This window comes from Nonomuraea sp. NPDC049158, from assembly GCF_040648335.1.
Classification (GTDB): Bacteria; Actinomycetota; Actinomycetes; order Streptosporangiales; family Streptosporangiaceae; genus Nonomuraea.
This window is the reverse complement of the sequence record NZ_JBEZDM010000049.1, coordinates 1-23,026: the sequence shown is the minus strand read 5'-3', so window position 1 is coordinate 23,026 and position 23,026 is coordinate 1. Positions and strand designations below refer to the sequence as shown.

Annotated in this window: 25 protein-coding genes and 1 tRNA gene; 14 read left to right on the top strand and 12 right to left on the bottom strand. The window is 68.1% G+C overall.

Going from position 1 to position 23,026, the window contains the following annotated elements; genetic code table 11:
* The first annotated feature begins 63 nt into the window (after positions 1-63).
* Together AB0B61_RS51660 and AB0B61_RS51655 are read left to right on the top strand one after the other, a co-directional pair.
* Positions 64-579, top strand: coding sequence for a M48 family metallopeptidase (locus AB0B61_RS51660; RefSeq protein ID WP_358448686.1), 516 nt, complete (start codon positions 64-66; stop codon positions 577-579).
* The gene (locus tag AB0B61_RS51655) at positions 576-1,160 is read left to right on the top strand and encodes a DUF2064 domain-containing protein (protein WP_358448685.1); all 585 of its coding nucleotides are present in this window, start codon (positions 576-578) and stop codon (positions 1,158-1,160) included. Before AB0B61_RS51660 ends, AB0B61_RS51655 begins: the two co-directional genes overlap by 4 nt.
* Before the next feature lie 22 nt (positions 1,161-1,182).
* Here the strand turns inward: AB0B61_RS51655 and AB0B61_RS51650 are convergent, their stop codons facing one another.
* The 3 genes from AB0B61_RS51650 to AB0B61_RS51640 are packed head-to-tail and all read right to left on the bottom strand — an operon-like array spanning position 1,183 to position 4,018.
* Positions 1,183-2,172: an endonuclease/exonuclease/phosphatase family protein gene (locus AB0B61_RS51650; protein WP_358448684.1), complete on the bottom strand. Its 990-nt coding sequence runs from the start codon at positions 2,170-2,172 to the stop codon at positions 1,183-1,185.
* A gap of 35 nt (positions 2,173-2,207) precedes the next feature.
* Positions 2,208-2,768 carry an NUDIX domain-containing protein gene (locus AB0B61_RS51645; RefSeq protein ID WP_358448683.1) on the bottom strand — a complete coding sequence of 187 codons (561 nt, stop codon included), beginning with the start codon at positions 2,766-2,768 and terminating at the stop codon, positions 2,208-2,210.
* Positions 2,765-4,018 carry a zinc-dependent metalloprotease gene (locus AB0B61_RS51640; RefSeq protein WP_358448682.1) on the bottom strand — a complete coding sequence of 418 codons (1,254 nt, stop codon included), beginning with the start codon at positions 4,016-4,018 and terminating at the stop codon, positions 2,765-2,767. The genes AB0B61_RS51645 and AB0B61_RS51640 overlap by 4 nt, the downstream gene beginning before the upstream one ends.
* Before the next feature lie 79 nt (positions 4,019-4,097).
* On the opposite strand from AB0B61_RS51640, the gene AB0B61_RS51635 reads away from it, so the two are divergent.
* From AB0B61_RS51635 to AB0B61_RS51615, 5 genes are all read left to right on the top strand, one after another.
* Positions 4,098-5,171, top strand: coding sequence for an NAD-dependent epimerase/dehydratase family protein (locus AB0B61_RS51635; protein ID WP_358448737.1), 1,074 nt, complete (start codon positions 4,098-4,100; stop codon positions 5,169-5,171).
* Between the two features lie 17 nt (positions 5,172-5,188).
* Complete coding sequence (locus AB0B61_RS51630; RefSeq protein ID WP_358448681.1) at positions 5,189-5,614, top strand: molybdenum cofactor biosynthesis protein MoaE; 426 nt, start codon at positions 5,189-5,191, stop codon at positions 5,612-5,614.
* A gap of 10 nt (positions 5,615-5,624) precedes the next feature.
* Positions 5,625-6,668 carry a PDZ domain-containing protein gene (locus AB0B61_RS51625; RefSeq protein ID WP_358448680.1) on the top strand — a complete coding sequence of 348 codons (1,044 nt, stop codon included), beginning with the start codon at positions 5,625-5,627 and terminating at the stop codon, positions 6,666-6,668.
* A 132-nt stretch (positions 6,669-6,800) separates the two neighbouring features.
* Positions 6,801-9,761 carry a UPF0182 family protein gene (locus tag AB0B61_RS51620; RefSeq protein ID WP_358448679.1) on the top strand — a complete coding sequence of 987 codons (2,961 nt, stop codon included), beginning with the start codon at positions 6,801-6,803 and terminating at the stop codon, positions 9,759-9,761.
* Positions 9,762-9,815: 54 nt separating this feature from the next.
* Positions 9,816-9,892: transfer RNA gene (locus AB0B61_RS51615), tRNA-Met, on the top strand.
* Positions 9,893-9,993: 101 nt separating this feature from the next.
* On the opposite strand, the gene AB0B61_RS51610 is transcribed toward AB0B61_RS51615, so the two are convergent.
* Complete coding sequence (locus tag AB0B61_RS51610; RefSeq protein ID WP_358448678.1) at positions 9,994-10,482, bottom strand: hypothetical protein; 489 nt, start codon at positions 10,480-10,482, stop codon at positions 9,994-9,996.
* Positions 10,483-10,593: 111 nt separating this feature from the next.
* Here AB0B61_RS51610 and AB0B61_RS51605 point away from each other — a divergent pair, with 111 nt between their 5' ends.
* Both AB0B61_RS51605 and AB0B61_RS51600 read left to right on the top strand, forming a co-directional pair.
* A complete protein-coding gene (locus AB0B61_RS51605) occupies positions 10,594-10,878 on the top strand; it encodes a hypothetical protein (protein WP_358448677.1) in 285 nt (94 codons plus the stop codon).
* A gap of 208 nt (positions 10,879-11,086) precedes the next feature.
* Positions 11,087-11,782 (top strand): hypothetical protein, encoded by a 696-nt coding sequence (locus AB0B61_RS51600; protein WP_358448676.1) that lies wholly within the window; start codon positions 11,087-11,089, stop codon positions 11,780-11,782.
* Positions 11,783-11,811: 29 nt separating this feature from the next.
* On the opposite strand, the gene AB0B61_RS51595 is transcribed toward AB0B61_RS51600, so the two are convergent.
* From AB0B61_RS51595 to AB0B61_RS51585, 3 genes are all read right to left on the bottom strand, one after another.
* On the bottom strand, positions 11,812-12,288 hold the full coding sequence (locus AB0B61_RS51595; RefSeq protein WP_358448675.1) for a hypothetical protein: 477 nt from the start codon (positions 12,286-12,288) through the stop codon (positions 11,812-11,814).
* A 125-nt stretch (positions 12,289-12,413) separates the two neighbouring features.
* Positions 12,414-13,829, bottom strand: coding sequence for an FAD-binding oxidoreductase (locus AB0B61_RS51590; protein ID WP_358448674.1), 1,416 nt, complete (start codon positions 13,827-13,829; stop codon positions 12,414-12,416).
* A 92-nt stretch (positions 13,830-13,921) separates the two neighbouring features.
* Complete coding sequence (locus AB0B61_RS51585) at positions 13,922-14,497, bottom strand: XRE family transcriptional regulator (protein ID WP_358448673.1); 576 nt, start codon at positions 14,495-14,497, stop codon at positions 13,922-13,924.
* 215 nt (positions 14,498-14,712) lie between these two features.
* On the opposite strand from AB0B61_RS51585, the gene AB0B61_RS51580 reads away from it, so the two are divergent.
* Both AB0B61_RS51580 and AB0B61_RS51575 read left to right on the top strand, forming a co-directional pair.
* On the top strand, positions 14,713-14,913 hold the full coding sequence (locus AB0B61_RS51580; RefSeq protein ID WP_358448672.1) for a hypothetical protein: 201 nt from the start codon (positions 14,713-14,715) through the stop codon (positions 14,911-14,913).
* Positions 14,914-14,953: 40 nt separating this feature from the next.
* On the top strand, positions 14,954-15,601 hold the full coding sequence (locus AB0B61_RS51575) for a class I SAM-dependent methyltransferase (protein WP_358448671.1): 648 nt from the start codon (positions 14,954-14,956) through the stop codon (positions 15,599-15,601).
* A gap of 6 nt (positions 15,602-15,607) precedes the next feature.
* On the opposite strand, the gene AB0B61_RS51570 is transcribed toward AB0B61_RS51575, so the two are convergent.
* A complete protein-coding gene (locus tag AB0B61_RS51570; protein ID WP_358448670.1) occupies positions 15,608-16,639 on the bottom strand; it encodes a cellulose binding domain-containing protein in 1,032 nt (343 codons plus the stop codon).
* Between the two features lie 176 nt (positions 16,640-16,815).
* On the opposite strand from AB0B61_RS51570, the gene AB0B61_RS51565 reads away from it, so the two are divergent.
* From AB0B61_RS51565 to AB0B61_RS51555, 3 genes are all read left to right on the top strand, one after another.
* Positions 16,816-17,283: a group II truncated hemoglobin gene (locus AB0B61_RS51565; protein ID WP_358448669.1), complete on the top strand. Its 468-nt coding sequence runs from the start codon at positions 16,816-16,818 to the stop codon at positions 17,281-17,283.
* A 69-nt stretch (positions 17,284-17,352) separates the two neighbouring features.
* Positions 17,353-19,845, top strand: a complete 2,493-nt coding sequence (locus tag AB0B61_RS51560) for a DUF4118 domain-containing protein (protein WP_358448668.1) — start codon at positions 17,353-17,355, stop codon at positions 19,843-19,845.
* Positions 19,842-20,510: a response regulator gene (locus tag AB0B61_RS51555; RefSeq protein ID WP_358448667.1), complete on the top strand. Its 669-nt coding sequence runs from the start codon at positions 19,842-19,844 to the stop codon at positions 20,508-20,510. Before AB0B61_RS51560 ends, AB0B61_RS51555 begins: the two co-directional genes overlap by 4 nt.
* Positions 20,511-20,513: 3 nt before the next feature.
* Here the strand turns inward: AB0B61_RS51555 and AB0B61_RS51550 are convergent, their stop codons facing one another.
* The 4 genes from AB0B61_RS51550 to AB0B61_RS51535 form a co-directional block, all read right to left on the bottom strand.
* The gene (locus AB0B61_RS51550; RefSeq protein WP_358448666.1) at positions 20,514-20,735 is read right to left on the bottom strand and encodes a hypothetical protein; all 222 of its coding nucleotides are present in this window, start codon (positions 20,733-20,735) and stop codon (positions 20,514-20,516) included.
* A gap of 5 nt (positions 20,736-20,740) precedes the next feature.
* Entirely contained in the window at positions 20,741-20,866 is a 126-nt protein-coding gene (locus AB0B61_RS51545) for a hypothetical protein (protein WP_358448665.1), read from the bottom strand.
* A gap of 147 nt (positions 20,867-21,013) precedes the next feature.
* Entirely contained in the window at positions 21,014-21,877 is an 864-nt protein-coding gene (locus tag AB0B61_RS51540; RefSeq protein WP_358448735.1) for a putative protein N(5)-glutamine methyltransferase, read from the bottom strand.
* Between the two features lie 251 nt (positions 21,878-22,128).
* Entirely contained in the window at positions 22,129-22,530 is a 402-nt protein-coding gene (locus AB0B61_RS51535) for a hypothetical protein (protein WP_358448664.1), read from the bottom strand.
* Between the last annotated feature and the right edge of the window lie 496 nt (positions 22,531-23,026).

Sequence of the window (23,026 nt, the reverse complement as noted above, 5' to 3'; positions counted from 1 at the left end):
TGACCAGCAGAAACAACCTCTCCCCCTCTGTGGAATTTCGCCAGTCTCGGCTAACGTGCATATGTGCCCCCCGAGACAGTCGAGGTCCGTCGCAGTTCTCGTCGCCGGCGTACGGTCTCCGCCTACCGCGACGGCGACAAGACGATCGTGCTCCTGCCCGCCTGGCTGAGCGGCGAAGACGCTGATGAATGGGTGAGCCGGATGCTCGATCGGCTTGCGGCGAAGGAGAATCGGCGAAGACCGACCGACGAGGCTCTCCTGGAGCGGGCCAAAGACCTGTCGGCGAAGTATCTGCACGGCAGGGCCATGCCGGCCAGCGTGCGCTGGGTGGACAATCAGCAGCATCGATGGGGATCATGCACCCCGGAGAACGGCACGATCCGGATCTCGACCCGCCTCAAGGGTCTCCCTGAGTGGGTCATCAACTACGTGATCATCCACGAGCTCGTCCATCTGCTCGTCCCCAGCCACGGCGCCAGGTTCTGGGCGCTGGTCGAACAATATCCCAAGGCGGAGCGGGCGCGCGGGTTCCTCGAAGGATTCTCCGCCGCCGCCCATACGGCACCGGAGGAGTGTTGACGCGCATAGCCGCGGTCCTCGTACGGCAGAGCATGGCGCAGGCCGCCCCCGAGGGCATGGACCCGGGTGAGTTCCTGGAGGCCATGGCCGAGGACACCTACGAGATGGTCGCCGGCCTCCAACTCGTCACGCCCGTCCTGGTCACCAGCGTCCCGGGCCTCGACGCGATCGTCTGGCCCGGCACCGACGTGCTCACGATCGAGGAGGACGAGCCGCTCAAGGCCATCATGAGCCGGTTCGACGGTGACCAGGCGGTGGTGATCGGCGCCGACGCCCCCGACCTGCCGCCCCTGTTGGTCGGCAAGCTCTTCCGCGAGCTCGGCCGCGCCCAGATCACGCTCTGTCCGGCCGAGGACGGCGGAGCAGTGGCGCTGGCCTGCGGCCTGCCCATGCCCGAATGGGCCGACCCCGACCTCGACGATCCCGACCCGGTGACGACCCTGCGCGCCCAGGCGCCCGGCCGCCGCATGGTGGCCACCGTCCCCGGCTGGCACCGCCTGCGCACCCCAGAAGATCTCACCCGGCTCGACCCCGGCCTCGAGGGCTGGGACAACCTCAGGGCTCTGCTCAAAGCACGCTGAGCGCCACGAACCTCAGGTGAACTCAAGGCACGCTGAGCTCCGCGAACACCGCCCGGTGGTCGGTACGCGGCACGGTGTGCACGCTGACCTCCTTCACGCCCACACGCTGATCCACCAGCACATGGTCGATCGTGATGATCGGCGGCACCCGCTTGTTGGCCGGCCAGGTAGGGATCAGCCCCGCCCCGACCTGGGCGGCGGCGTCCTTGTAGCCGCGAGACAGCAGCCGGCGCATGGGCGTGTGGTCGAGCGTGGCGTTGAAGTCGCCCGCCAGGACGCGCACGGTGTCACCCGAAGCCGAGGGAAGCCCGTCCAGCGCCTCGATCCACTTCGTCACCTGGGGGCCGAGCGGCGTAAAGGGATGCACGTCCACGAACTCCACCGGCTTGCCGCCGGGCAGCGCGACCATCGCCGCGGGCATGTTGTGCCCGACCGGCGGCACCAGGTTGTAGATCGGCTTGAGCGGATGCCTGGAGTAGAGCCCGCTGCCGCTCGCGGACCAGTCATCCTGCAGCACCCGGTAGGGCATCAACCCGGACAGCCCGGCCGTGTCGAGCGCCTCGACGCCGTCAGGCGTGAGCTCCTGAGTGCTCAGCACGTCAGGCTGGTACCGGCGCACCAGGTCGAGGACCGTCTGCGGGTCGGCCCTGCCGAACAGCATGTTGATGGTGAGCACCCGGAACGGCCGGCCAGCCGTGGTGTCGGCCGTACCCAGGGCTCTCGGCAGGACCGCGAAGCCGAAAGCGGTCGTCGTGAGCAGCGCCACCGCGGTCGCGGCGCGCTTGCGGCTGAGCGCGGCGATCAGCAGCGGGACGATCGAGCCCGCCGCGGCGTACGGCGTGGCGGTCATGAGCTGGGTGGCCAGCGAGCCACGTTCGAGCCCCGCCACCCTGGTCAGCGCCCAGGCCGCGAACGGTGTCAGGGCCAGCCAGGTCAGCGTCGTGCCGGGGAACTTGCGCCGTTTGCGGGCGGGTGTGACGATCGTGCCGCCGACTGTACTCTCGGTGTGCACATTTCCCCCTCGGAACGGTACGGCCCAGGCGGACTCTAACCAAGCGCGCGTGAGTCCGCCGTCAGCGCCACGCGACCACGTGCGGCCAACCGCCGCGTCGCCTCGTCGGAGAGCTCCGGGATCTCCCCGATCGGGAACCAGCGCAGGTCGAGAGACTCCTCGCTGATCACCGCCTCGGCGTCCGCCGGGGCCACGGCCGCGTACTCCACGTCGAGATGCCAGCTGTGCGGGGGATGGCACCAGACCTGGTGTTTGTCGAGGGCCAGCGGCCCGGGCAACAGCTCCAGACCGGGAATGCCCGACTCCTCCACCGCCTCGCGCAACGCGACGCCCGCGAGGGAGGTGTCGGAGATCTCACAATGTCCGCCCATCGGCAGCCACATGCCCGCCTTCGGGTGCAGCGTCAGCAGCACTCGCGCGCCGTCGTGCGACAGCACCGCGGTCGTCGCCGTGAGATGACCCGGCACGCACTCGCGCAGCATCGCGTCGTCGTGCGTGCGCAGGTGATCGAGGAATTCGGCGCGCAGCGACTCCTCGCCGGGCGTCGGCGCGGTCCAGCCGGAGAGCGTGGCCACCGCGTCCTGGCGCAGGCTCAACTCTGGTCGTCCTCGTCGGGCTTGGCCTCCAGCTTGGAGATGTCCCAGGCGGCCTCGCCGCGGACGAACGCCTCGGGGTCGTCGAGGTCTTCGGCGTGCGGCAGCAGGTCGGGGTGGCCCCACAGCGCGTCGCGCCCGTCGACGCCGCGCGCCTCCTTGAGCGCGCGCCACAGCGCCGCCGCCTCGCGCAGCCGCCTGGGCCGCAGCTCCAGCCCGACGAGCGTGCCGAAGGTCAGCTCGGCCGGGCCGCCTGTCGCGCGGCGCCGGCGTACGGTCTCGGCCAGCGCGACGGCCGAGGGCAGCTTGCCCTCGGCGGCGTCGTCCACCACGGTCGCCACCCAGCCCTCGACCAGGGCGAGCATCGTCTCCAGGCGGGCCAGCGCGGCCTTCTGCCGCTCGGTCTCCTCGGGCTTGAGCAGCGCGCCGCCGCTCAACGCCTCCTGGATGGCCTCGGGGTTGTTGATGTCGAGCCCGCGGATCTGCTCTTCGAGCGCCGAGGTGTCGACCGTGATGCCCCTGGCGTATTCCTCGACGGCGCCGAGCAGGTTGGCCCGCAGCCACGGCACGTGCTGGAACAACCGGTGGTGCGCGGCCTCGCGCAGCGCCAGATAGAGCCGGATCTCGTCGGCGGGATTGTCGAGCCCCTGGCTGAAGGACGCGATGCCGCCGGGCAGCAGCGCGGCAGTGCCGGACAGCGGCAGGCCGATGTCGGTGGTGCCGATCACCTCGCGGGCGAGCGAGCCGAGGGCCTGGCCGATCTGCTGGCCGACCATCATGCCGCCCATCTGCTTGAGCATGCCCATCAGCGGCCCGGCCATCTGCTGGGCCTCCGCAGGCAGGCCCGCGCCACCGAGCGCACCGCCCATGGTCTCGACCATGCGCGCGGCGATCGGCTCGCAGAGCGTGCGCCACACGGGGACGGTGTTCTCGATCCACTCGGACCGGCTCCACGCCTGCGGGTTGGACACGCCGCTGGGCAGCGTCGTCGACTCGTTGAGCCACAGATCGGCCAGGCGCAGCGCCTCCACGATCTGGCGGCGCTCGCCTTCCATGACGCTCGGATCGCTCTCGGCGACCACGGCGTGGCGGGCGATGTTCTTGGCCATGTCCCAGTTGACAGGGCCGGAGCCCTGGGGCGCCGACAGCATGTCGGCGAACTGGCGCATCGCCTGAGCCATCTGCTCAGGGTTGCCGAACATGGCGAACGGGTTCTCGTTGGGGTCGTTTTCGCGACCTGGCAGGTCAGTCACCGCTCTACCTCGTGCAGGATGGAGGAGTCCACATCCGCCACGTTAGTCGTCCTACGGCGGATCAGTGCAAAGTGAGGACCTGGTGCCTACCTCGAAACGCCCGCGTCACCCCGTCGTCGCCGTCACCGGGGCCGCCTCAGGCATCGGCCGCGAGCTGCTCGCAAAGCTCGTATCCTCCGCGGATTTCCGCAGGGTGGTGGCCATTGACGAGGAGCGCGGTGACGTCCAGGAAGCCACGTGGAGAGTGATCGACGTACGAGATCCGCTCTTGGCGAACCGCATCTCCGACATCGACGTCCTGGTCCACCTGGCCGGTGACTACGCCGTCGACTCCGCTCCCGCGGAGCGGCGCGCGTACAATCTGCGAGCTGCGCAAACGGTGCTCACCGCCAGCGCCGCCGCGCGCGTCCGGCGCGTCGTGCTGGTCACGAGCGCGATGGTGTACGGCGCCGCGCCCGAGAACGACGTGCCCCTGCCCGAGGAGTCCCCGGTCGCGGCCGAGCCCGACACGGGGGTCGTGGGCGACTATCTGGAGATCGAGGCGCTCGTACGCAGGTCGTCGCGGAGCCACCCCGGCCTGGAGGTGACCGTGCTGAGGCCCGCGGCCGTGGTCGGCCCCGGGATCGACACGGTCATCACCCGCCATTTCGAGTCGCCGAGGCTGCTCACCGTCAAGGGTTGCTCGCCGCGCTGGCAGTTCTGCCACGTCGACGACCTGATCACGGCGCTGGAACTGGCCGCGCGCGGCGTGGTGACCGGCGTGGCCGCCGTCGGCTCCGACGGCTGGCTGGAGCAGGAGCAGGTCGAGGAGATGTCCGGACTGCGGCGCTTCGAGCTGCCGGCCGGCCTCACCTTCGGTACGGCGCAACGCCTGCACCGGCTGGGCATCACCCCGGCCCCCGCGACGGACCTGCACTACGTCGTCTACCCGTGGGTCGTCGACTGCACGGCGCTGCGCGAGGCCGGCTGGAAGCCCGCCTGGACCAACGAGACCGTGTTCGAGCAGCTCCTGGAACTGCGCGAGAACAGGACGACCGTGGTCGGCAGGCGGCTGCCGGTCAAGGAGGCCACGCTCACCGCCGCGGGCGCCACGGTGGCGGTCATCGGCACCGCCGCCATCGTCCGTCAAGTCCGCAAGAAGCGCCGCCTGTGACTATGTAGGCTCTGTTCGTGGACGTCATCCGGTTGCTCGGGATTCGCGAGACCTCGCTCTCGGTGGACGAGGTGCTGGCCGCTGTGGGGGACCACGCGGCAGGGGGCACCACGCTCTTCGTCGGCACCGTACGCGAGCAGGACCACGGCAAGCCCGTGACCGGCCTCTCCTACTCGGCGCACCCCTCGGCCCTCGACTCGCTGCGGCAGGTGGCGGAGAAGGTGGCCGCCGACTTCCCGGTCACCGCCCTGGCCGCCGTGCACCGGGTCGGCGATCTGAAGCTCGGCGACATCGCCGTGATCGTCGCGGTCGCCTGCCCGCACCGGGGTGCGGCTTTCGAGGCGTCACGCAGGCTGATCGACGACCTCAAGTCCCAGGTACCGATCTGGAAACACCAAATCTTCGCCGACGGGTCGGCCGAGTGGGTCGGTGCCTGCCAATAAGCTCGTCTCCATGTCGCGACGCGCCTTGACCCTGCTGGTTGCGGGTTTCCTCGTGCTAGCGCTCGGTGTCGCAGGGGCTTTCCTGCCTGTGCCGTACGTCGTACTGAGTCCCGGGCCGACCGAGAACACCATCGGCGAGGTCGACAAGAAGCCCGTGATCACGATCAGCGGGCATCAGACCTTCCCCACGAAGGGCGCGCTGCGCCTGGTCACGGTGGCTTACCAGGGTGGGCCGAGCAGCAGGATCGATCTGCTGACCGCGTTGCGCGGCTGGGTGGATCCGACGGTCGCCGTCGTCCCCGAGGAGACCATCTTCCCCAAGTCCCGCTCGCCCAAGGAGGTCGAGGAGGAGAACACGGTCGAGATGACCAACTCCCAGGACTACGCCACCGCGGCCGCGCTGACCGAGCTCAAGATCCCCTTCGGCATGAAGGTCTCGGTCGCGTCCACGCAGAAGGGCAAGCCGGCCGACGGCAAGCTGAAGCCGGGCGATGAGATCAGCGAGGTCGACGGCAAGCCGGTGGTGAACGTCAAGACCGTCAGCGAGGCCGTCAAGGCGCACAAGCCGGGCGACGCCGTGTCCTTCACGGTCATGAGGGGCAAGGACAAGAGCCAGGTCAGCGTGCCTACCGTGGCGGACAAGGGCCAGGCCGTCGTGGGCGTGATCATGCAGGAGAGCTACAAGTTCCCGTTCAAGGTCGACATCAACGTGGGTGACGTCGGCGGGCCGAGCGCCGGGCTGATGTTCTCGCTCGGCATCCTCGACAAGCTGACCCCCGGCGAGATCACCGGCGGCAAGGACATCGCCGGCACCGGCACCATCCAGGCGTCGGGCGAGGTCGGACCCATCGGCGGCATCGCCCAGAAGATGGTCGGCGCCCGCAAGTCCGGCGCGACGGTGTTCCTCACCCCGCCGGACAACTGCGCCGAGGCCATGAAGGCCGTCCCCGACGGGCTCCGCCTGGTGAAGGCCGAGACGCTGCACGCCGCGGTCAGTGCGCTTGAGGCACTGCGCACCGGCAAGGGCGATGTGCCCGCTTGCGCTGCTGGATGAAACTTCTGGCGAATGCCATCCGTTAGCCGTACGGCTGGCACAGCGGTGTAGGTTGCCAGACACGGACCGTTTGTTCATCACGACGAGGGGTTGGCCTTGAGCTTCCGGACCCCAGGAGCCGGCGGCAGGGCAATGCGTTTGCCCCGCCGACCGCGACTGCTTCTTCCAGTTGCGATCGCGCTCGTGGCGATTGTGGCGCTATTTTTCCTATTTTCCGGTATTTATACCGATTATTTGTGGTTCGACACTGTCGACCCTGGAGTCGACTACACCTCCGTCTTCTCCGGCGTGCTGCTGACCGAGATCGTGCTGTTCCTGGTCGGAGCGGTGCTCATGGTCGGCATCGCCGGCGGCAACATGCTGCTGGCCTTCCGGATGCGGCCGATGTTCGGCCCGGCCATGTTCGGTGGCGGCAGCGGCGCCGATCGCTATCGGATGGCGCTCGACCCCCACCGCAAGCTGATCTTCATCGTCGGCATGGGCCTGCTCGCGCTCTTCGCGGGCTCGTCGTTCGCCGGGGAGTGGAAGACCTGGCTGCAGTTCATCAACGGGGTGCCCTTCGGCACGAAGGATCCCCAGTTCCACATGGACGTGTCGTTCTTCATGTTCGACTATCCGTTCATCCGGATGATCCTCAACTTCCTGTTCACCGCCGTGATCATCTCGATCATCCTGGCGGGGATCACGCACTACCTCTATGGCGGCTTCCGGCTGCAGTCACCCGGCGTGCACGCCTCCCGCGCGGCGCGTGCCCACCTGTCGGTACTGCTCGGCGTGTTCGTGCTGCTCAAGGCCGTCGCCTACTGGATCGACCGCTTCGGGCTCGTCTTCTCCGACCGCGGCTTCGTCCACGGCGCCTCCTACACCGACGTCAACGCGGTGCTCCCGGCCAAGACCATCCTGGCCATCATCGCGCTGATCTGCGCCGCGCTGTTCTTCGCGGGCGTCATACGGCCCGGCGGCATGCTGCCCGGCGTCTCCTTCGGCCTGCTCGTGCTCTCGGCCATCCTGATCGGCGGCGTCTACCCGGCGCTGGTCGAGCAGTTCCAGGTCAAGCCCAACCAGCAGCTCAAGGAGTCGGCGTTCATCCAGCGCAACATCGACGCCACGCGGGCCTCGTACAACGTCGACAAGACGGAGATCCTGCCCTACACGGCGGAGGCCGACCCGACCAAGGTCCAGACCGGCGGCGACGCCTCGGTGTCCGGCGTCCGGCTGCTCGACCCCGCGCTGGTCTCCGCGACCTATGAGCAGACCCAGCGCATCCGCGGTTTCTACGGCTTCTCCGCCCAGCTCGACGTCGACCGCTACCCCGATGCCACCGGCAAGCAGGTCGACCACGTCGTCGGCGTACGCGAGCTGCTCGGGGCGCCTGAGGGCCAGAACAACTGGATCAACAACGCCCTCATCTACACCCACGGCTACGGCATCGTGGCGGCGCCCGGCAACGAGGTCACCGACGGCGGCCTGCCCGACTACGACGCCAAGGACATGCCGGTCGTCGGCCCGCTGGTCAACTCGACCAAGCTGAAGGAGCCGCGGGTCTACTTCGGGGAGAGCCCGGCGTCCAGCGAATACGTCATCGCGGGCGGCAACCCCAACAACCCGCAGGAGCTCGACTACCCGGAAACGGGCGGCACCGAGCAGAAGAACACCAGCTACACCGGCAAGAGCGGCGTTCCGGTCGGCTCGTTCTTCAACCGGCTGGTCTACGCGGCCAAGTACGGCGAGAAGAACATCCTGCTCTCGGGTGACGTCAACGACAACTCCAAGATCCTTTACGTGCGCAACCCGCGCGAGCGGGTCGAGAAGGTCGCGCCGTTCCTGACCCTCGACGGCAACCCCTACCCGTCGATCGTCGACGGTCGGATCACCTGGATCATCGACGGTTACACGACCTCCAACGAATACCCGTACGCGCAGAGCGAGAGCCTGGGCGACATGACCCGCGACCGCAACACCGACCGCCGCGTGGTCGCCCAGCAGCCGCAGGACAAGGTCAACTACATCCGTAACTCGGTCAAGGCCACCGTCGACGCCTACGACGGCACGGTCACGCTGTACGCCTGGGACGACAAGGACCCGGTGCTCAAGACCTGGAGCAAGGCCTTCCCCGGCATCATCCAGCCGGAATCGAAGATGAGCGCCGACCTCAAGGCCCACGTCCGCTATCCGGAAGACCTCTTCAAGGTGCAGCGCTACATCCTTTCGCGCTATCACATCACCACCCCCGCCGCCTTCTACAGCGGCCAGGACTTCTGGAACGTCCCGAGCGACCCGTCACAGGGCGACACCAACACCAAGCAGCCGCCCTACTACGTGACCACCACGATGCCCGACCAGAACCCGGCGCCGACGTTCTCGCTGACGACGACGTTCGTCCCGAAATCGGGGCCCAACCTGGCGGCCTTCATGGCGGTCGACTCGGTGGCCGGCCCTGACTACGGCAAGCTGCGCATCCTGCGCATGCCATCCAATACCCCCATTCCGGGCCCCGGACAGGCACAGAACGCCTTCCAGAGCCGATTCGCCGGCGAACTCAACCTGTTGGGTGTGGGTGCCTCGTCGGTCAGATACGGAAATCTGCTGACTCTGCCCTATGCCGGGGGATTGGTGTACATCGAACCGGTGTACATCCAGGTCGCCGCCGGTGGGGGGCAGGAGCCGTACCCGATATTGCAGCGCGTACTGGTGTCGTTCGGCAGCAAGATCGGTGTCGGCCGCACCCTTGATGAGGCCCTGAAGCAGGTCTTCGGCGGAGAGCAGCAGCAGACGACGCCCAACAACCAGCAGGCCAAACCCAACCAGAACACCACTGCTCTGAAGTCGGCGATCGACACCGCGCAGAGCGCCTTCAACGACGCACAGAAGGCCCTGCAGTCAAGCCCGCCCAACTGGGACGAGTACGGCAAGGCTCAGAAGCGGCTGGAAGAGGCGCTGAAGGCACTGGAGGCGGCGGGCGCCCTGCCGTCCACCGCCACCACCCCGACGCCGTCACCTACGGCTTCTCCGTCGGCGTCACCCACGGTGTCACCGTCGGCCCCCGCCACCCCGTCGCCCACCGCAACCCCCACGCCGACGGGCGGTACGTAGGCTCTTCGATTTGCTTCCACCCCGTGCCACCTATAGTCTTTAGACACACACCGACGCGGGGTGGAGCAGTTCGGTAGCTCGCTGGGCTCATAACCCAGAGGTCGCAGGTTCAAATCCTGCCCCCGCTACCAAGTGAAAAAGGCCCTCCGGGATTATCCCGGAGGGCCTTTTTCGCGTCTAGCCACAATGGGCCTCGCTTCGCGCGAACTGTGCTTCTCGAGAGCGCGGGTTCTTACCCGTGCCCGCCACTTGGGCCAGGCGGAACAGGCCGAAGGCTGATCCAGCGAGACCGTGCGTCAGTTGCCGAAAGTCTCCACCAAGGCGTGGCCAGATCCTCGGCGAGCAGTCGCGGCACTCGCTTCCACCACCAGCCATCGAGTCGTTCAGCTCTGCGAACACGAGAGAGCGCTTCGCCGCCGTCGTCCAGCGTGGCGGCTCGAAAGCGCGCGTCCAGCGGCAGGAGCTCGTGGTCCAACATCATCTGAGCCGGCTCTGTTATCAAGGGCCTGATCTGGGCCAGCCAATCGCGGCAGGAGAGGTCGTTCAGGTATTCATACACGGGCTCGTCGTAGCCGCGCTCAATCTCGGACACGAGCCAGTCCCACTCGGCCATCATGCTTCGGAAGGTGAAATTCGCCGCCCACCCTCGGGTGCGGAGTACACGCCCAGCCTCCTGCAAGGAAAACAGGTCTTCAGGTCCAAGCTGGCGATCGTTCCCCATGGGTCAAGCATGCCGGATGCCTTCTGCGCACGGGTGCCACGTGCTGCTTCCGGAGCAGCTGGGTCGCCAACCCGTCTTCCACCGGCAGGCCAGGGGGCACACACTCGAGGCATGATGATGAGGCGCATCAGTGCGGGCCTCGCGGTGCTGCTGACGATCGCCTACCTGGCCTATCTCGTGGCGATCCCGCTCGGCCTGATGGCGCACCGGCTCGAAGTGCACGAGCTGGTGCTGGCGGCCGGGCTGCTGGTCGGGATCTGCTTCACCGCCTCGTCGTACTCCATCACCGATCTCTCGATCGGAGCCGGCGGCACCTACGAGGAGTTCGACCTCAAGCGGTACGTCGCGATCACCGAAGCCGGCCGTGAGTACGTGCGGCTGCGCGAGCGGCTCTGATCACGTCAGGCCGCCGGTTCAAATCCTCTCCCCTTGACGGCAGAGGCCATGGACGGGGCAGGATAGGATCACTCTCCGCTGTTTGGTCATTACGAAGGGATAGCAACGCGAAGACGCGGGACTCCCGCGGAAACCACTCCTCGCGATTTCGCAAGATGTGCACCGCTTTGGAGTGCTCTGTCGCCAACCCCCCGAAGACAGGCGCATTGTGACCGATATAGCCGATGATGATCGCACACCCCCCAACGGCAACGTCCCTCGGTGGTGGCGCTTCCTGGCGACACTGGGCGTCGTCGGCGTGCTCGGAATCATCGCCGACACCATGCAGATCATCAGCTTCGATGTCGGCGACGTATGGTTCCTCACCGAAGATCCGCAGCGTCCTCATCCCAGCGGGATAGGCGAATGGGTTACGGCTGTTTGGAACATGCTGCTTCAGATCAGAGCACAAGCGCCTGGGTGGTTCATCGCCCTCGTCTCCGCTATTGGCATCGCGACCATGCTCGGCCCCGTGAAGGTCATCACGCGGTTGATGCGGATTCTTCGCACTCTGGCGCCGTTCATCGTCGTGGCATGCGTCATATGGCTGCTGTGGCCGTGGATATCAGGGCCGGCCTGGAACTCCGTTTCCGGTCTGGGCGACGGCATCGCCTGGGGCGTCATCGCCACTGTGCTCGCTGTCGTCCTGACGCTCGCCGCTGTGCTCATCGGTGGCGTCGGCGTTCTTCTGCTCGATGAATTCGCGGACTCCACGGGGGCGATGCTGGTGATCGGCTCTTCGGCGGTATTGCTGGTCATGGCGATCAGGTGGGACTCGCTGCCACAGTGGCTGACGATCGTGCAAATAGTCGCCCTGGTTCTGCTGATCATTTCAAGCGTCGTCGCGTATGTGCATGGCCGCTAGCGTGCGGCCGGCACAGGCGAGGAGAAGCACTAATCGCCTGCCTCGGGCGTCTTGCGGGCAAGGACTACACAGTGTCCGAGACCTGCTAGGCCGCAGAACGTCGACCCGACCGAAACCCCGATCAAGAGCCACTGCGGCCAGGTCTGGACGGGGCCGCCGCCGTCGGGCACCCAGAGCATGAAGCCCAAGGTGACGAGTCCGCAGAGGAGGAGTCCGGTGCTCAGGCGGCTGTACGCACGACGAGGGATCGACCGCCCTAATCGCCACAGGAGCATGGGCAGGGAGAACATCGCGAAAGTGCTCATCGCGCCACCCACGAGGGTGCCCACGAGATGACCGAGCGGTGCTTGGAAGCCGCCGTGGTCGGCCCAGTCGTACTTCTTGGCCAGCCATGAGCCGGTCACCCAGATCAGCGTGAGAATCACGAAAACGGTGAGGAACGTGCCGACGGAATCCGGGAACGAATCGCTCGGTTTGCGATCATCGGAGGAAGGCATGTCGCTCATGATGGGCCCTTCGGGAAGGAAGTCTCGCCTGCCACTGTGGCTCTGCGGCGCGCGGCTGCGGGCAGGGAGACCGATGGGGCGTACGCCAGATGGGAGAGCCGGGTCAAGGGTCGTTCTAACGTAGGTCAGCGGCCTGAGATGAGGTTGGCGATGCGGGCGTAGGCCGAGGTCATGGTGCCGCGGTCGTTCTCGTGCCGGTCCGCGGCCCTGAAGAGCGCGTAGATGAGCTGCACCCCGGTCCACCGCAGCGGCTCCGGCTCCCACTGCCTGACCTGGCGGCCCACCCAGGGCAGCGCCGTCAGCTCGGTGTCGCGGCGCAGCACCAGGTCGCGCAGCGTACGGCCGGCCAGGTTCGTGGTGGTGACGCCGCTGCCCACGTAACCGCCCGCCCAGCCGAGGCCGGTCGTGTGGTCGAGGTGCACCGTGGAGCACCAGTCGCGCGGCACACCGAGCACGCCGCACCAGGAGTGCTGGACGCGCGCGTCGGCCGCGGCGGGGAACAGCTTGACCAGCATCCGCCAGAGCAGCGCCACCGTCTGCGCCTGGGTGGCGCCCCGGGAATCGGTGCGCGATCCGTACCGGTACGGCACGCCGCGCCCGCCGATCGCGATCCGGTCGTCCGCGGTGCGCTGGGCGTAGATGTAGGCGTGCGCCTCGTCGCCGAGCAGCTCGTTGCCCGACCAGCCGATGTGCTTCCACACCTCGGCGGGCAGCGGCTCGGTGACGATCATGGAGCTGTTCATCGGCAGCCACTGCCGGTGCTGCCCGGCGAGGCTGGCGGTGAAGCCTTCGGTGGCGCGGATGACGTACTCGGCCGAGACGACGCCGCGCGAGGTGACGGCCGAGGCCATACCGCCCTGACGGGGGCGGATCTCGGTCACCGTGGTGTTCTCGAAGATGTCCACGCCCAGCGCGGCGACCGTCGAGGCGAGTCCGACGGCCAGCTTGGCGGGCTGGATGCGGGCGCAGTGCGGCGAGTACGTGGCCTCCAGGGTCCCCGCCACCCGCAGGCGTTCCTGCTGCTCGTCCCGGGACATCACCCTGAGGTCGTCCTCCCCGTACCCCCAGGTACGCAACGAGGACAGCTCCTCGCGCAGGCGGCGGCGCTGGGCGGGGTTGGTCGCGACGTGCACCAGGCCGCCCTTGTGAATGTCGGCCTCGATGCCCTCCTGGCGGGTCACCTCGATGACCTCGTCGACCGACCGGAACATGGCGTGCTGCAGGTCGATCATCGCCTGGCGGCCCCGGGCCTTGGCGTACCGCTTGCGCGAGCCGGCGAACTCCGCCGACAGCCAGCCGCCGTTGCGCCCGGACGCGCCGAACCCGGCGAACTCCCGTTCCAGGATGGCGATCCGCAGGTCGGGCTGGGCCTTCTTGAGGTAGTACGCGGTCCACAGGCCCGTGTAGCCACCACCGACGATCACCACGTCATACGAGCGGGACCCGGGCAGCGCCGCCCGGCGGCCCGGGACGCCGATCTGCCGGTACCAGAAGGAGACGCCGCCGTTGGCGAAGTCCTCGGTCAGCGGGATGCCTTTCACGTGAGCACTGCCTCCACATCACTTTCGTCGGCCAGGAGTACGGAGTCGGACACCCGCCAGGTGAGCGTGACCTCGTGACCGCGACGGGTTGGTCAAGCGGGTGTGGGCGGACTGATCGTCCAGAGGACCTCGGCTGTCTCGTCGCCGTCATTGACCACGCGGTGGGGCACCGACGTGCGGTACTCCACACTGTCGCCGGCCGTCAGGACGTGCGGGGCGGCCGAGTCGGCCGGGCCGAGCCAGAGGGTCACCTGGCCGCGCACGATGAGGAAGATCTCCTGGGAGTCGCCGTGGGTGTACGGATCGTCCCCGGTGGACGCGCCCGGGTCGAGCTCCCCGGCGTACACCTCCAGGTTCTGCAGGGGGCGCTGGGAGATCAGGTACTTGCGGGTGCCGGGTTCGGTGGGGAGCTCCGGACGTTCGGCGCGGCGTAGCACCCGGTGTCCGACCTCGTCCTGCTCGTTGAACAGGTCTGCGACCGTGATCCCGAGAGCCCCGGCGATCCGCCGCAGCATCCCGATGCTCGCGCTGGTCTGCCCCCGCTCCAACTGGCTGATGAAGCTGGCGCTCGCCTTGGCCTCGGCGGCGAGTCCACGGACGGTCATCTGGCGCATGTTCCGGTAGGCCCGGATGCGTACACCTAAGTATTCGGTCTCCGACTCCGTCATCGAACCCCTTGATCGATTGTACTGAACAAGTTGTTAAGTGGGGATGAAAGGACCGTACATAGGGTGTGAAGACCCAGCAAGGGGGCGTCAGATAACGAATCGGCCACTGACCCGGCCGAGGTCGCTCGCGGCGAGGATCTTCGCGCAGCATAATGACCGGTATAAACCCGATAGTTTCACCGCCTTCCCCCTCCACGACAGAAACGAGAAATGCCGTGAAAGCCTGGATCTTCCTAGTCCTCGGCGTTCTCCTGGTCCTGATGGGCGCCCTGTGGACGCTTCAAGGGCTGGGCGTCGTCGGCGGCAGTGTGATGAGCGGCGTTACTCTCTGGGCCATCATCGGCCCCATCGTCCTCATCGCCGGCGCTGTTGTCGCCTTCTTCGGAATACGCCAGCTACGGCAGCCGCGCGGCTAATAACCCGCCGTTCAGGCATATTTCGAGGTATCAAGGGATCATGACGGCACGCTATGACGGCCTGTCCGAGTGGTACGACGAGCTCATCGTCCCGAACCTCGCGGACGTGACCGAACTCCTGGGCCCAGGCGACGGGACGTGCCTGGACCTGGGCTGTGGCACCGGGCGCTACCTCGACGCGATCCGATCCACCGGCAGGACCGTCGTGGGGCTCGACCGGTCCGGCGACCAGTTGCGCCTTGCTCGCCGCCGGGATCCCGGGCCATTGCTCCAGGGTGACGGTACGGCGCTGCCGTTCGCCTCAGGGGTGTTCGGCACCGTCATCGCGTTCTGGGTGTCCACCGACATCGGCGACTTCCCCGGACTGCTGAAGGAGGCGGCCCGGGTGCTCCGCCTCGGCGGGCTGCTGCTGTTCTATGGGGTGCACCCGTGCTTCAACGGCCCGCACATCGAGAACCGCGAGGACGGCGCGCTGATCATCCACCCCACGTACCACCTCAAGGGCTGGCACCAGCGCGGGCATTGGTGGCGCCAGGGCGGGATCAGGGACCGGGTCGGGATGAGCCAGGTGCCGCTGCCGGACCTGATCAACGCCTTCATCGACGCCGGGCTCGCCATCGAGCGGGTCTACGAACCGGGTGAGCAGCCCATCCCGAGCATCCTGGCCATCAGGGCGTCCGCTCGCTGAAGGCGGTCAGGTGGGGGAGCACGTGGGGACGGGCGCGGTGTTGGTGCCGTTCCAGGAGGCCAGGAAGCCGAAGGTGGCCGTGGCTCCGGCGGCCAGGGTGCCGTTCCAGGCGACGTTCCGCACGCTCACGGCGGCCCCGCTCGCGGTGAGCGTACCGCCCCAGATCTGGGTGATCTGCTGACCGTTGGCGAACGCCCAGCGGACCGTCCAGGCGTTCGTCGTCGCGGTCCCGGTGTTCTTGACCGTGACCTCACCCTGGAAGCCGCCCGTCCACTGCCCGACGTTCTTGAACGTCGCCGTGCAGCCACCTACCGGGGTGGGGGTCGGGGTGCTCCCCCCTGGGGTCAGGAAGTTCGCCAGCGCCGGGTACCAGCGGTCGGACATCTTCTGGTCGCCCGAGGCGTTCGGGTGCACTCCGTCGTAGGTGTCCGCGCTCGTGCTGAACCCCGTCCACTGGTCGACGACGACGATCGGCGACTGCTGGGTGGAGGTGGCGGTGGCCCAGGCGGGGATCGTGTTGTTGAAGGCGACGACACGTTGCCCGCAGTCGGCGCAGTTGGCCGGGTTCATCGGGATGATCTTCGCGACCAGGATCTTCATGGCGGGGTTGCTCGCCCGCATCTGGTTGACCAGCGTGGTGAACGCGCTGAGGATCGTCGCGGGCGCGATGTTGCTCCACACGTCGTTGGTCCCGAAGTGCATGACCACGATGTCGGGCTTGGTGGCCGCCAGCCAGCCGGGGAGCTGGTTCTGGTTGGCCACATTGGTCGCCAGGAAGCCCCCGTGGCCCTCGTTGTCGCCGTCGTGCGCCACCGAGCAGCCCTGCGGCGGCAGGGTGCCGACGAAGTCGATGTCGGTGTAACCGGTGCTCTGCAGCCTGTTCCACAGCAGGGCCCGCCAGCAGCCGGGCGAGCCGGTGATCGAGTCGCCGAGGGGCATGATCCTGATGGCGGCGGCGCCGGCCGGTGTGGTGGTGAGGAAGAGTACCGTTCCGATCAGGGTCAGCATCGCCACCAGCAAGGCGCTCGTCCTCGACATCGTCGGCTCCCGAAGATCGTGGGGTCTGCCGAGAGCGTAGGAGCGCGGAGCGGTGGCGGAAAGGCGACCGGCTCAGGAGGGTCTCGCGACCTGCGGCGTTCGCCGGAACGGCGTGTAACTTTCAGGGCCATCGCCGTGGATTGACCACCTGATCCAACTGATGATTACATGATTACATGGATCAGGAAGCAGTGCCGAGCCTCTATGAGTGGGCGGGCGGGGTTGAGGCGCTGGAGCGGCTCACCGAGGTGTTCTACCAGCACGTCAAGAAGGACGAGCTGATCGGGCCGCTGTTCGCGCACATGGACCCCGGCCATCCCCGATACGTGGCGATGTGGCTCGGCGAGGTGTTCGGCGGCCCTGACCGCTACACCAAGGAGCGCGGCGGCTACCCCCACATGCTCTCCCAGCACCTCGGCAAGGCCATCACCGAGCCACAGCGGCGCAGGTGGGTCAACCTGCTCATGGACGCCGCCGACGAGGTCGGACTGCCCGATGACCCCGAGTTCAGGGCCGCGTTCGCCGGCTACATCGAGTGGGGCACCCGGCTGGCGGTGCACAACTCCCAGCCCGGCGCGAAGCCCCCGGCCAAGGCTCCGGTGCCCCACTGGGGCTGGGGCGTCGCGCCGCCGTACCAGCCCTAGACCGGAGAGAGGCCGCCGCGTCCCTGGTCGTAGCCTGGAGGTCACAGACTTACCACCGGGGAGCAAGGCATGACACGCGGGCGGCTGCGCATCTATCTCGGCGCGGCCCCCGGCGTAGGCAAGACGTTCGCGATGCTCGCCGAGGCGGCCCGCGCCAGGGAACGCGGCCGCGACGTGGTCGTCGGCTTCGTCGAGACCCACGACCGCGCCCGTACGGCCGCCCAGCTCGACGGGCTGGAGACGATCCCCCGCAAAACACTCCTCCACCGAGGCGCCACCTTCACCGAACTCGACGTGGCCGCCGTCATCCAACGCGCGCCGAAGGCCGCGCTGATCGACGAGCTGGCCCACACCAACGTCCCGGGGTCGAAGAACGCCAAACGCTGGCAGGACGTCGACGAGATCCTCGACGCGGGCATCGACGTCGTCTCCACCGTCAACATCCAGCACCTCGAATCGCTCAACGACGTGGTACGCCAGATCACCGGCGTCCCGCAGCGCGAGACCGTCCCCGACGAGGTGGTACGCCGGGCCGAACGGATCGAGCTCGTCGACATGTCCCCCGAGGCGCTGCGCCGCCGGATGGCGCACGGCAACGTCTACGCCCCCGACAAGGTCGACGCGGCCCTGTCCAACTACTTCCGCGTCGGCAACCTCACCGCGCTGCGCGAGCTGGCCCTGCTCTGGGTCGCCGGCAAGGTGGACGACCAGCTCATCCGCTACCGGGCGGACCATGGCATAGCGGGCACCTGGGAGGCCCGGGAACGGGTCGTCGTCGCGCTCACCGGGGGCCCCGAGGGCGACACGCTGATCAGGCGGGCCGCCAGGATCGCCGCCCGGTCCAAGAGCGTCGACCTGCTGGCCGTACACGTGACCAGGCCCGACGGCTCGGCGTCCGACGGCGAGCCGGCGACGCTCGTACGCCGTCGCGCGCTCGTCGAGAGCCTGGGCGGCACCTACCACCAGGTCGTGGGCGACGACGTCCCGCGTGCGCTGCTGGAGTTCGCCCGCGGCGCGAACGCGACGCAGCTCGTGCTCGGCGCGTCCAGGCGGGGCCGGTTCGCGCAGATCCTGTCCCGTGGCGTGGGTGTCACGGCGACCGCCTTGTCCGGTTCGATCGACGTCCACCTGGTGCCCCATGAGGCGGTTCGGAGCGTACGCGGTCCCGCCCGCTCGCCGGCCGCGCTGAACCGGGATCGGCGGATCGCCGGCTGGGCGCTGGCACTGCTCGCGGTTCCGCTGCTCACGGCCGTCATGCTGACGCTTGCCGAGCGGCTCACGCTGCCGAGCGAGATCCTGTTCTTCCTGCTGCTGGTGGTCGCCGTCGCGCTGGTGGGCGGCAGGTGGCCGGCGCTGACGGCGGCGGTGCTCGGTTTCGCGCTGCTGAACTGGTTCTTCACGCCGCCGCTGCACACATTGACGATCTCCGCGCCGGAGAACCTGTTCGCGCTGTCCATCTTCGTGCTGGTCGCCGCGATGGTCAGCACGGTCGTCGACCAGGCGGCCCGCCGCAGCAGGGAGGCCGCCCGCTCGCGCGCCGACGCCGAGGTGCTGTCCACGCTCGCCGGTCACGTCCTGCGCGGCGACGCGGCGCTGCCGTCTTTGCTGGCCAGGCTCAAGGAGGTGTACGGCCTGGAGTCCGTCACGCTGCTGGAGCGCGACGGCGACTCCTGGCACGTCGTGGCCACGGCCGGGGGACCGCCGTCCACCTCGCCGGGCCATGCCGACACCGACGTGCCCATCGACGACGACCTGGTGCTCGCCGTACGGGGAAGGCTGCTCGACGCGGCCGACCGGCAGGTGCTCGAGGCGTTCGCGGCGGAGTCGGCGGTGGCGCTGCGGCAGGAACGCCTGCGTGCGGAGGCCGACCGGGCCAGGCCGCTGGCCGAGGCCGACAGGATGCGTACCGCCCTGCTCGCGGCGGTCAGCCACGACCTGCGCAACCCGCTCGCGGCGGCCAGGGCCGCGGTCGACGGCCTGCGCGGCACAGAGGTCGACTGGACCCCCGAGGACCGCGAAGAACTGCTGGCCACGGCGGGCGAGTCGCTCATCCAGCTGGACCGGCTGGTGTCGAACCTCCTCGATATGAGCCGCCTGCAGGCGGGCGTGCTCGGCGTCACGCTGGAACCACTGGCCGTCGAGGACGTCGTCCCCCAGGCGATCGCCGAGCTCGGACCGCTGCGCGAGCGCGTCCACGACGGGTTCACCGGCGAGGTGCCGGAGTTCATGGCCGACGCGGCGCTGCTGGAGCGGGTGCTGGTCAATCTGATGTCCAACGCCGTCCGCTTCAGCCCGCCCGGCGGCCAAGTGGTGATCTCCGCGAGCGCGTACGGCGGGCACGTCGAGATCCGCGTCATCGACCGGGGGCCCGGGATTCCGCCGGAGGCGCAGGAGCGGGTGTTCCTGCCGTTCCAGCGGCTGGGCGATCGACAGGGCGTGGGGCTGGGGCTCGGGTTGGCGCTGTCCAGGGGACTGACGGAAGCCATGGGCGGCACGCTCACACCGGAGGAGACGCCCGGAGGAGGCTTGACCATGATCGTCTCGTTGCGGAGGGCTCCTTGACTCGTGTGCTCGTGGTGGACGACGAACCGCAGATTCTGCGGGCGTTGCGCATCAACCTGGTCGCCAGGCACTACGAGGTGGCCGTCGCGCCGGACGGCACCGCCGCGCTGCGCCAGGCCGCCGACTGGCATCCTGACCTGGTCATTCTGGACCTAGGACTGCCGGACCTCGATGGGGTGGACGTCATCCAGGGATTGCGTGGCTGGACGAGCGTGCCGATCATCGTGCTCTCGGGCCGGACGGGCAGCCCCGACAAGGTGGACGCGCTCGACGCCGGGGCCGACGACTACGTGACCAAGCCGTTCGGGATCGACGAGCTGCTCGCCCGGATCCGCGCGGTGACACGCCGCACCGGATCGGCCGCCGACGAGCCCGCGACGGTGCGGGTGGGGGAGCACGTGATCGATCTGGCCACGAAGACGGTCTCGGGCGGGGTACGCCTCACGCCCACGGAATGGCACTTCCTGGAGCTGCTGGCCCGCAATCCCGGCAAACTGATCAGCCAGCGGCAGTTGCTGAACGAGGTGTGGGGGAGTTCGTACGTGAAGGAGACCCACTATCTCCGGCAGTACATGGCGCAGCTGCGCCGCAAGCTGGAACGCGACCCGGGGCATCCCGTGCACCTGCTGACAGAGCCTGGAATGGGATATCGCTTCCAGCCGTAGCCGTTACTCCGGCTCGAAGAAGAAGGAGTCCTCCAGCGGATCGGCGAAGGCGTCGGACACACGGCCGTCCTCCTCGTTCACCCATCTGGAGATGCTCCGCGCGGCCTCGTCATCGATCTCGAGGATCCGGTGCCGTTGCGGGAGCCTGTCCAGGTACATGGCGGTGGCGGACAGCTGTACGTCATCCCCCATGTCATGACTGATGTCGTAGAGTTGATCGCTCATGAGACTCACGCCTTGGTGATCATCAGGGTTGTCTTGCGTACGGCCCAAGCGGCCAGCGCGGCACCGAAGATCAGCTGGACGGCGCGCATCCAGAGGGTCTGCGTGTCTTCGCCGTAAATGACGACACCCATCCATATGAGGCTGAAAACGCCGACTAGGGCGATTGCTGCCCAGTTGAACCATCGCTGCCACATATGCGCAGTCTTGCAGCCGTTCGGCCAAGGCTGGGTATGTGAGCGGTCGTCTTCTGGTCACCTGGGCAGCACGCGCGGTGCCGGCTATTCGGTGGGTCTGGTGCCGATGACGACGGTGGCGTACCGGTCCTCGGAGGCTGCCACGCGCGGGGTCAGCCCGGCGGCGGCCATGTCCTCGGCCGTCCGCGGCGCCTGGCGCTCGCTCGTCTCGACCAGCAGATGACCACCCGGCGCCAGCCACGCCGGCGCCGCCGCGATCACCCGCCGCACGACGTCGAGCCCGTCGGCGCCACCGTCGAGCGCGACCAGCGGCTCGTGGACGCGGGCCTCCGAGGGCAGCAGCCGGATCGCCTCGGTGGGCACGTAGGGAGGGCTGGCGATCAGGATGTCGACGCGGCTCCGCAGCGTGGCGGGCAACGGCTCGTAGAGGTCGCCCTCGTACACCTGACCGCCGATGGGGGTCAGGTTGCGGCGCGCGCACCGTACGGCGGCGGGGTGCAGGTCCGCGGCGTGCAGCTCGACCCCCTCTTTGTCGGTGGCCGCGCGTTTGCCGGTGGCCGCTCGTTTGCCGAGGGCCGCTCGTTTGTTGAGGGCCGCGGCCAGTGCGGCGCCCATCGCGCCCGTGCCACAGCACAGATCGAGGATGACGGTGGGGGAGGGGAGGCTCAGCGCGGCGGCCTCGGCCTGGTCGATGAGGAACTCGGTACGGCGGCGCGGCACGAACACCTCGGGATCCACCGCGATCCGCAGCCCGCAGAACTCCGCCCAGCCGAGAACATGCTCAAGAGGAAGCCCGGCGACCCGCTGGTCGACCATGGTGGCGAGCTCGTCCGGCGTCCTCGCCGTCGAGATGAGCAACTCCGCCTCGTCCTCGGCGAAGACACAGCCGGCGGCGCGGAGCTTGGTGATGATGGCGGATGGGGGGACAGGTGACGGAAAAACCGACATGAGCGCCTTTCGGAAAGCCAATGAGCGCTCCCTCGGTCACCTATGTCAGGTGGACCGCACGATCACGAGGGGGAGCACCCAGCCTGCTGCAGCGTTAATGGGTCTCACCTCCTCGATCGGGTCCATCGCTGGGGACGGCAACATTACCTGACGTCCTGTTCGGCAGGCGAGCGGCCTCTTCGTCTGGGTTCCGAGAGCCGTTCGAGCTTCGCCAGGTCTGTCGGGGTCCGTCAGGTCTGGGGCTTTGGCGCTCAGCGGGGGAGCGTGCGAGCGGTGCCGACACAGCGGCGCAGTCGCATGCCCCTCGGCCGGACCTGAGCCGGCTGCTGCTCCAGACAGGCCAGCAAGGCGGACGCCGCGGCCGCGTCGGACAGGATGCGCTGCACGGCCTCCCCGTCCTCGGGAAGCTGACCGCGCTCGGCGAGCTCGTGCTTGATGAAGGCCAGCGGGTCGGGCGCGTCCACCGTCTCGGCGGCCACGGTGGCCCGGGCGGCGGTGAGCAGGCGCAGGTAGTACGTCCGCAGGACGGCCTCGCGCATGCGCGCGTGTTCGAGGTCGTCGATCAGTGTCCGGGCGACTCGGAGGAGGTCTCCAGCATGAGTCGCATCGTCGGCAAGGAAAGCGCGGATGTCATCGAACTCCGAGCGGGTCATCGCAGACACCTCCGAGGGCGCAGATTGCTCGTACATACTTCGTACACACCCCCGATTGCGGATGACTTGCTTTCGGCTTGCCTCCGCCATGTCACCCTCCCGCCGCGGACCCGGTCGGCGACTCGACGGGTTTGAGCATCTTGAGGGCAGGGAAGGACCTCACGATTACCTGTACGGCACGAAGCAGGCGTGGACGGCTGCTAGAGTTGCTCAGGCAGGGCGGCCAAGGGGTTCATGGAACCCGGACAGCGCCCGGCACATCCCACTTCTTCCTGGTTCGTCCGGTTGATTCGCATCTGTCCGGATGGTCTGGTAAGTTAGAGGGGTTGTCCCGGAAACGGGGCGGTCTTTATTCCAGCAGGTCGGAGCGGGTCGGGTCAATTTGACACCGAGCCGGGCGACTGAAAAGATAAAGACACAACGAAAACAGAAAACGAAATGAACGCCTCTCGCAGGTTGGGGAGTACGCGTCCGTTTCTTGAGAACTCAACAGTGT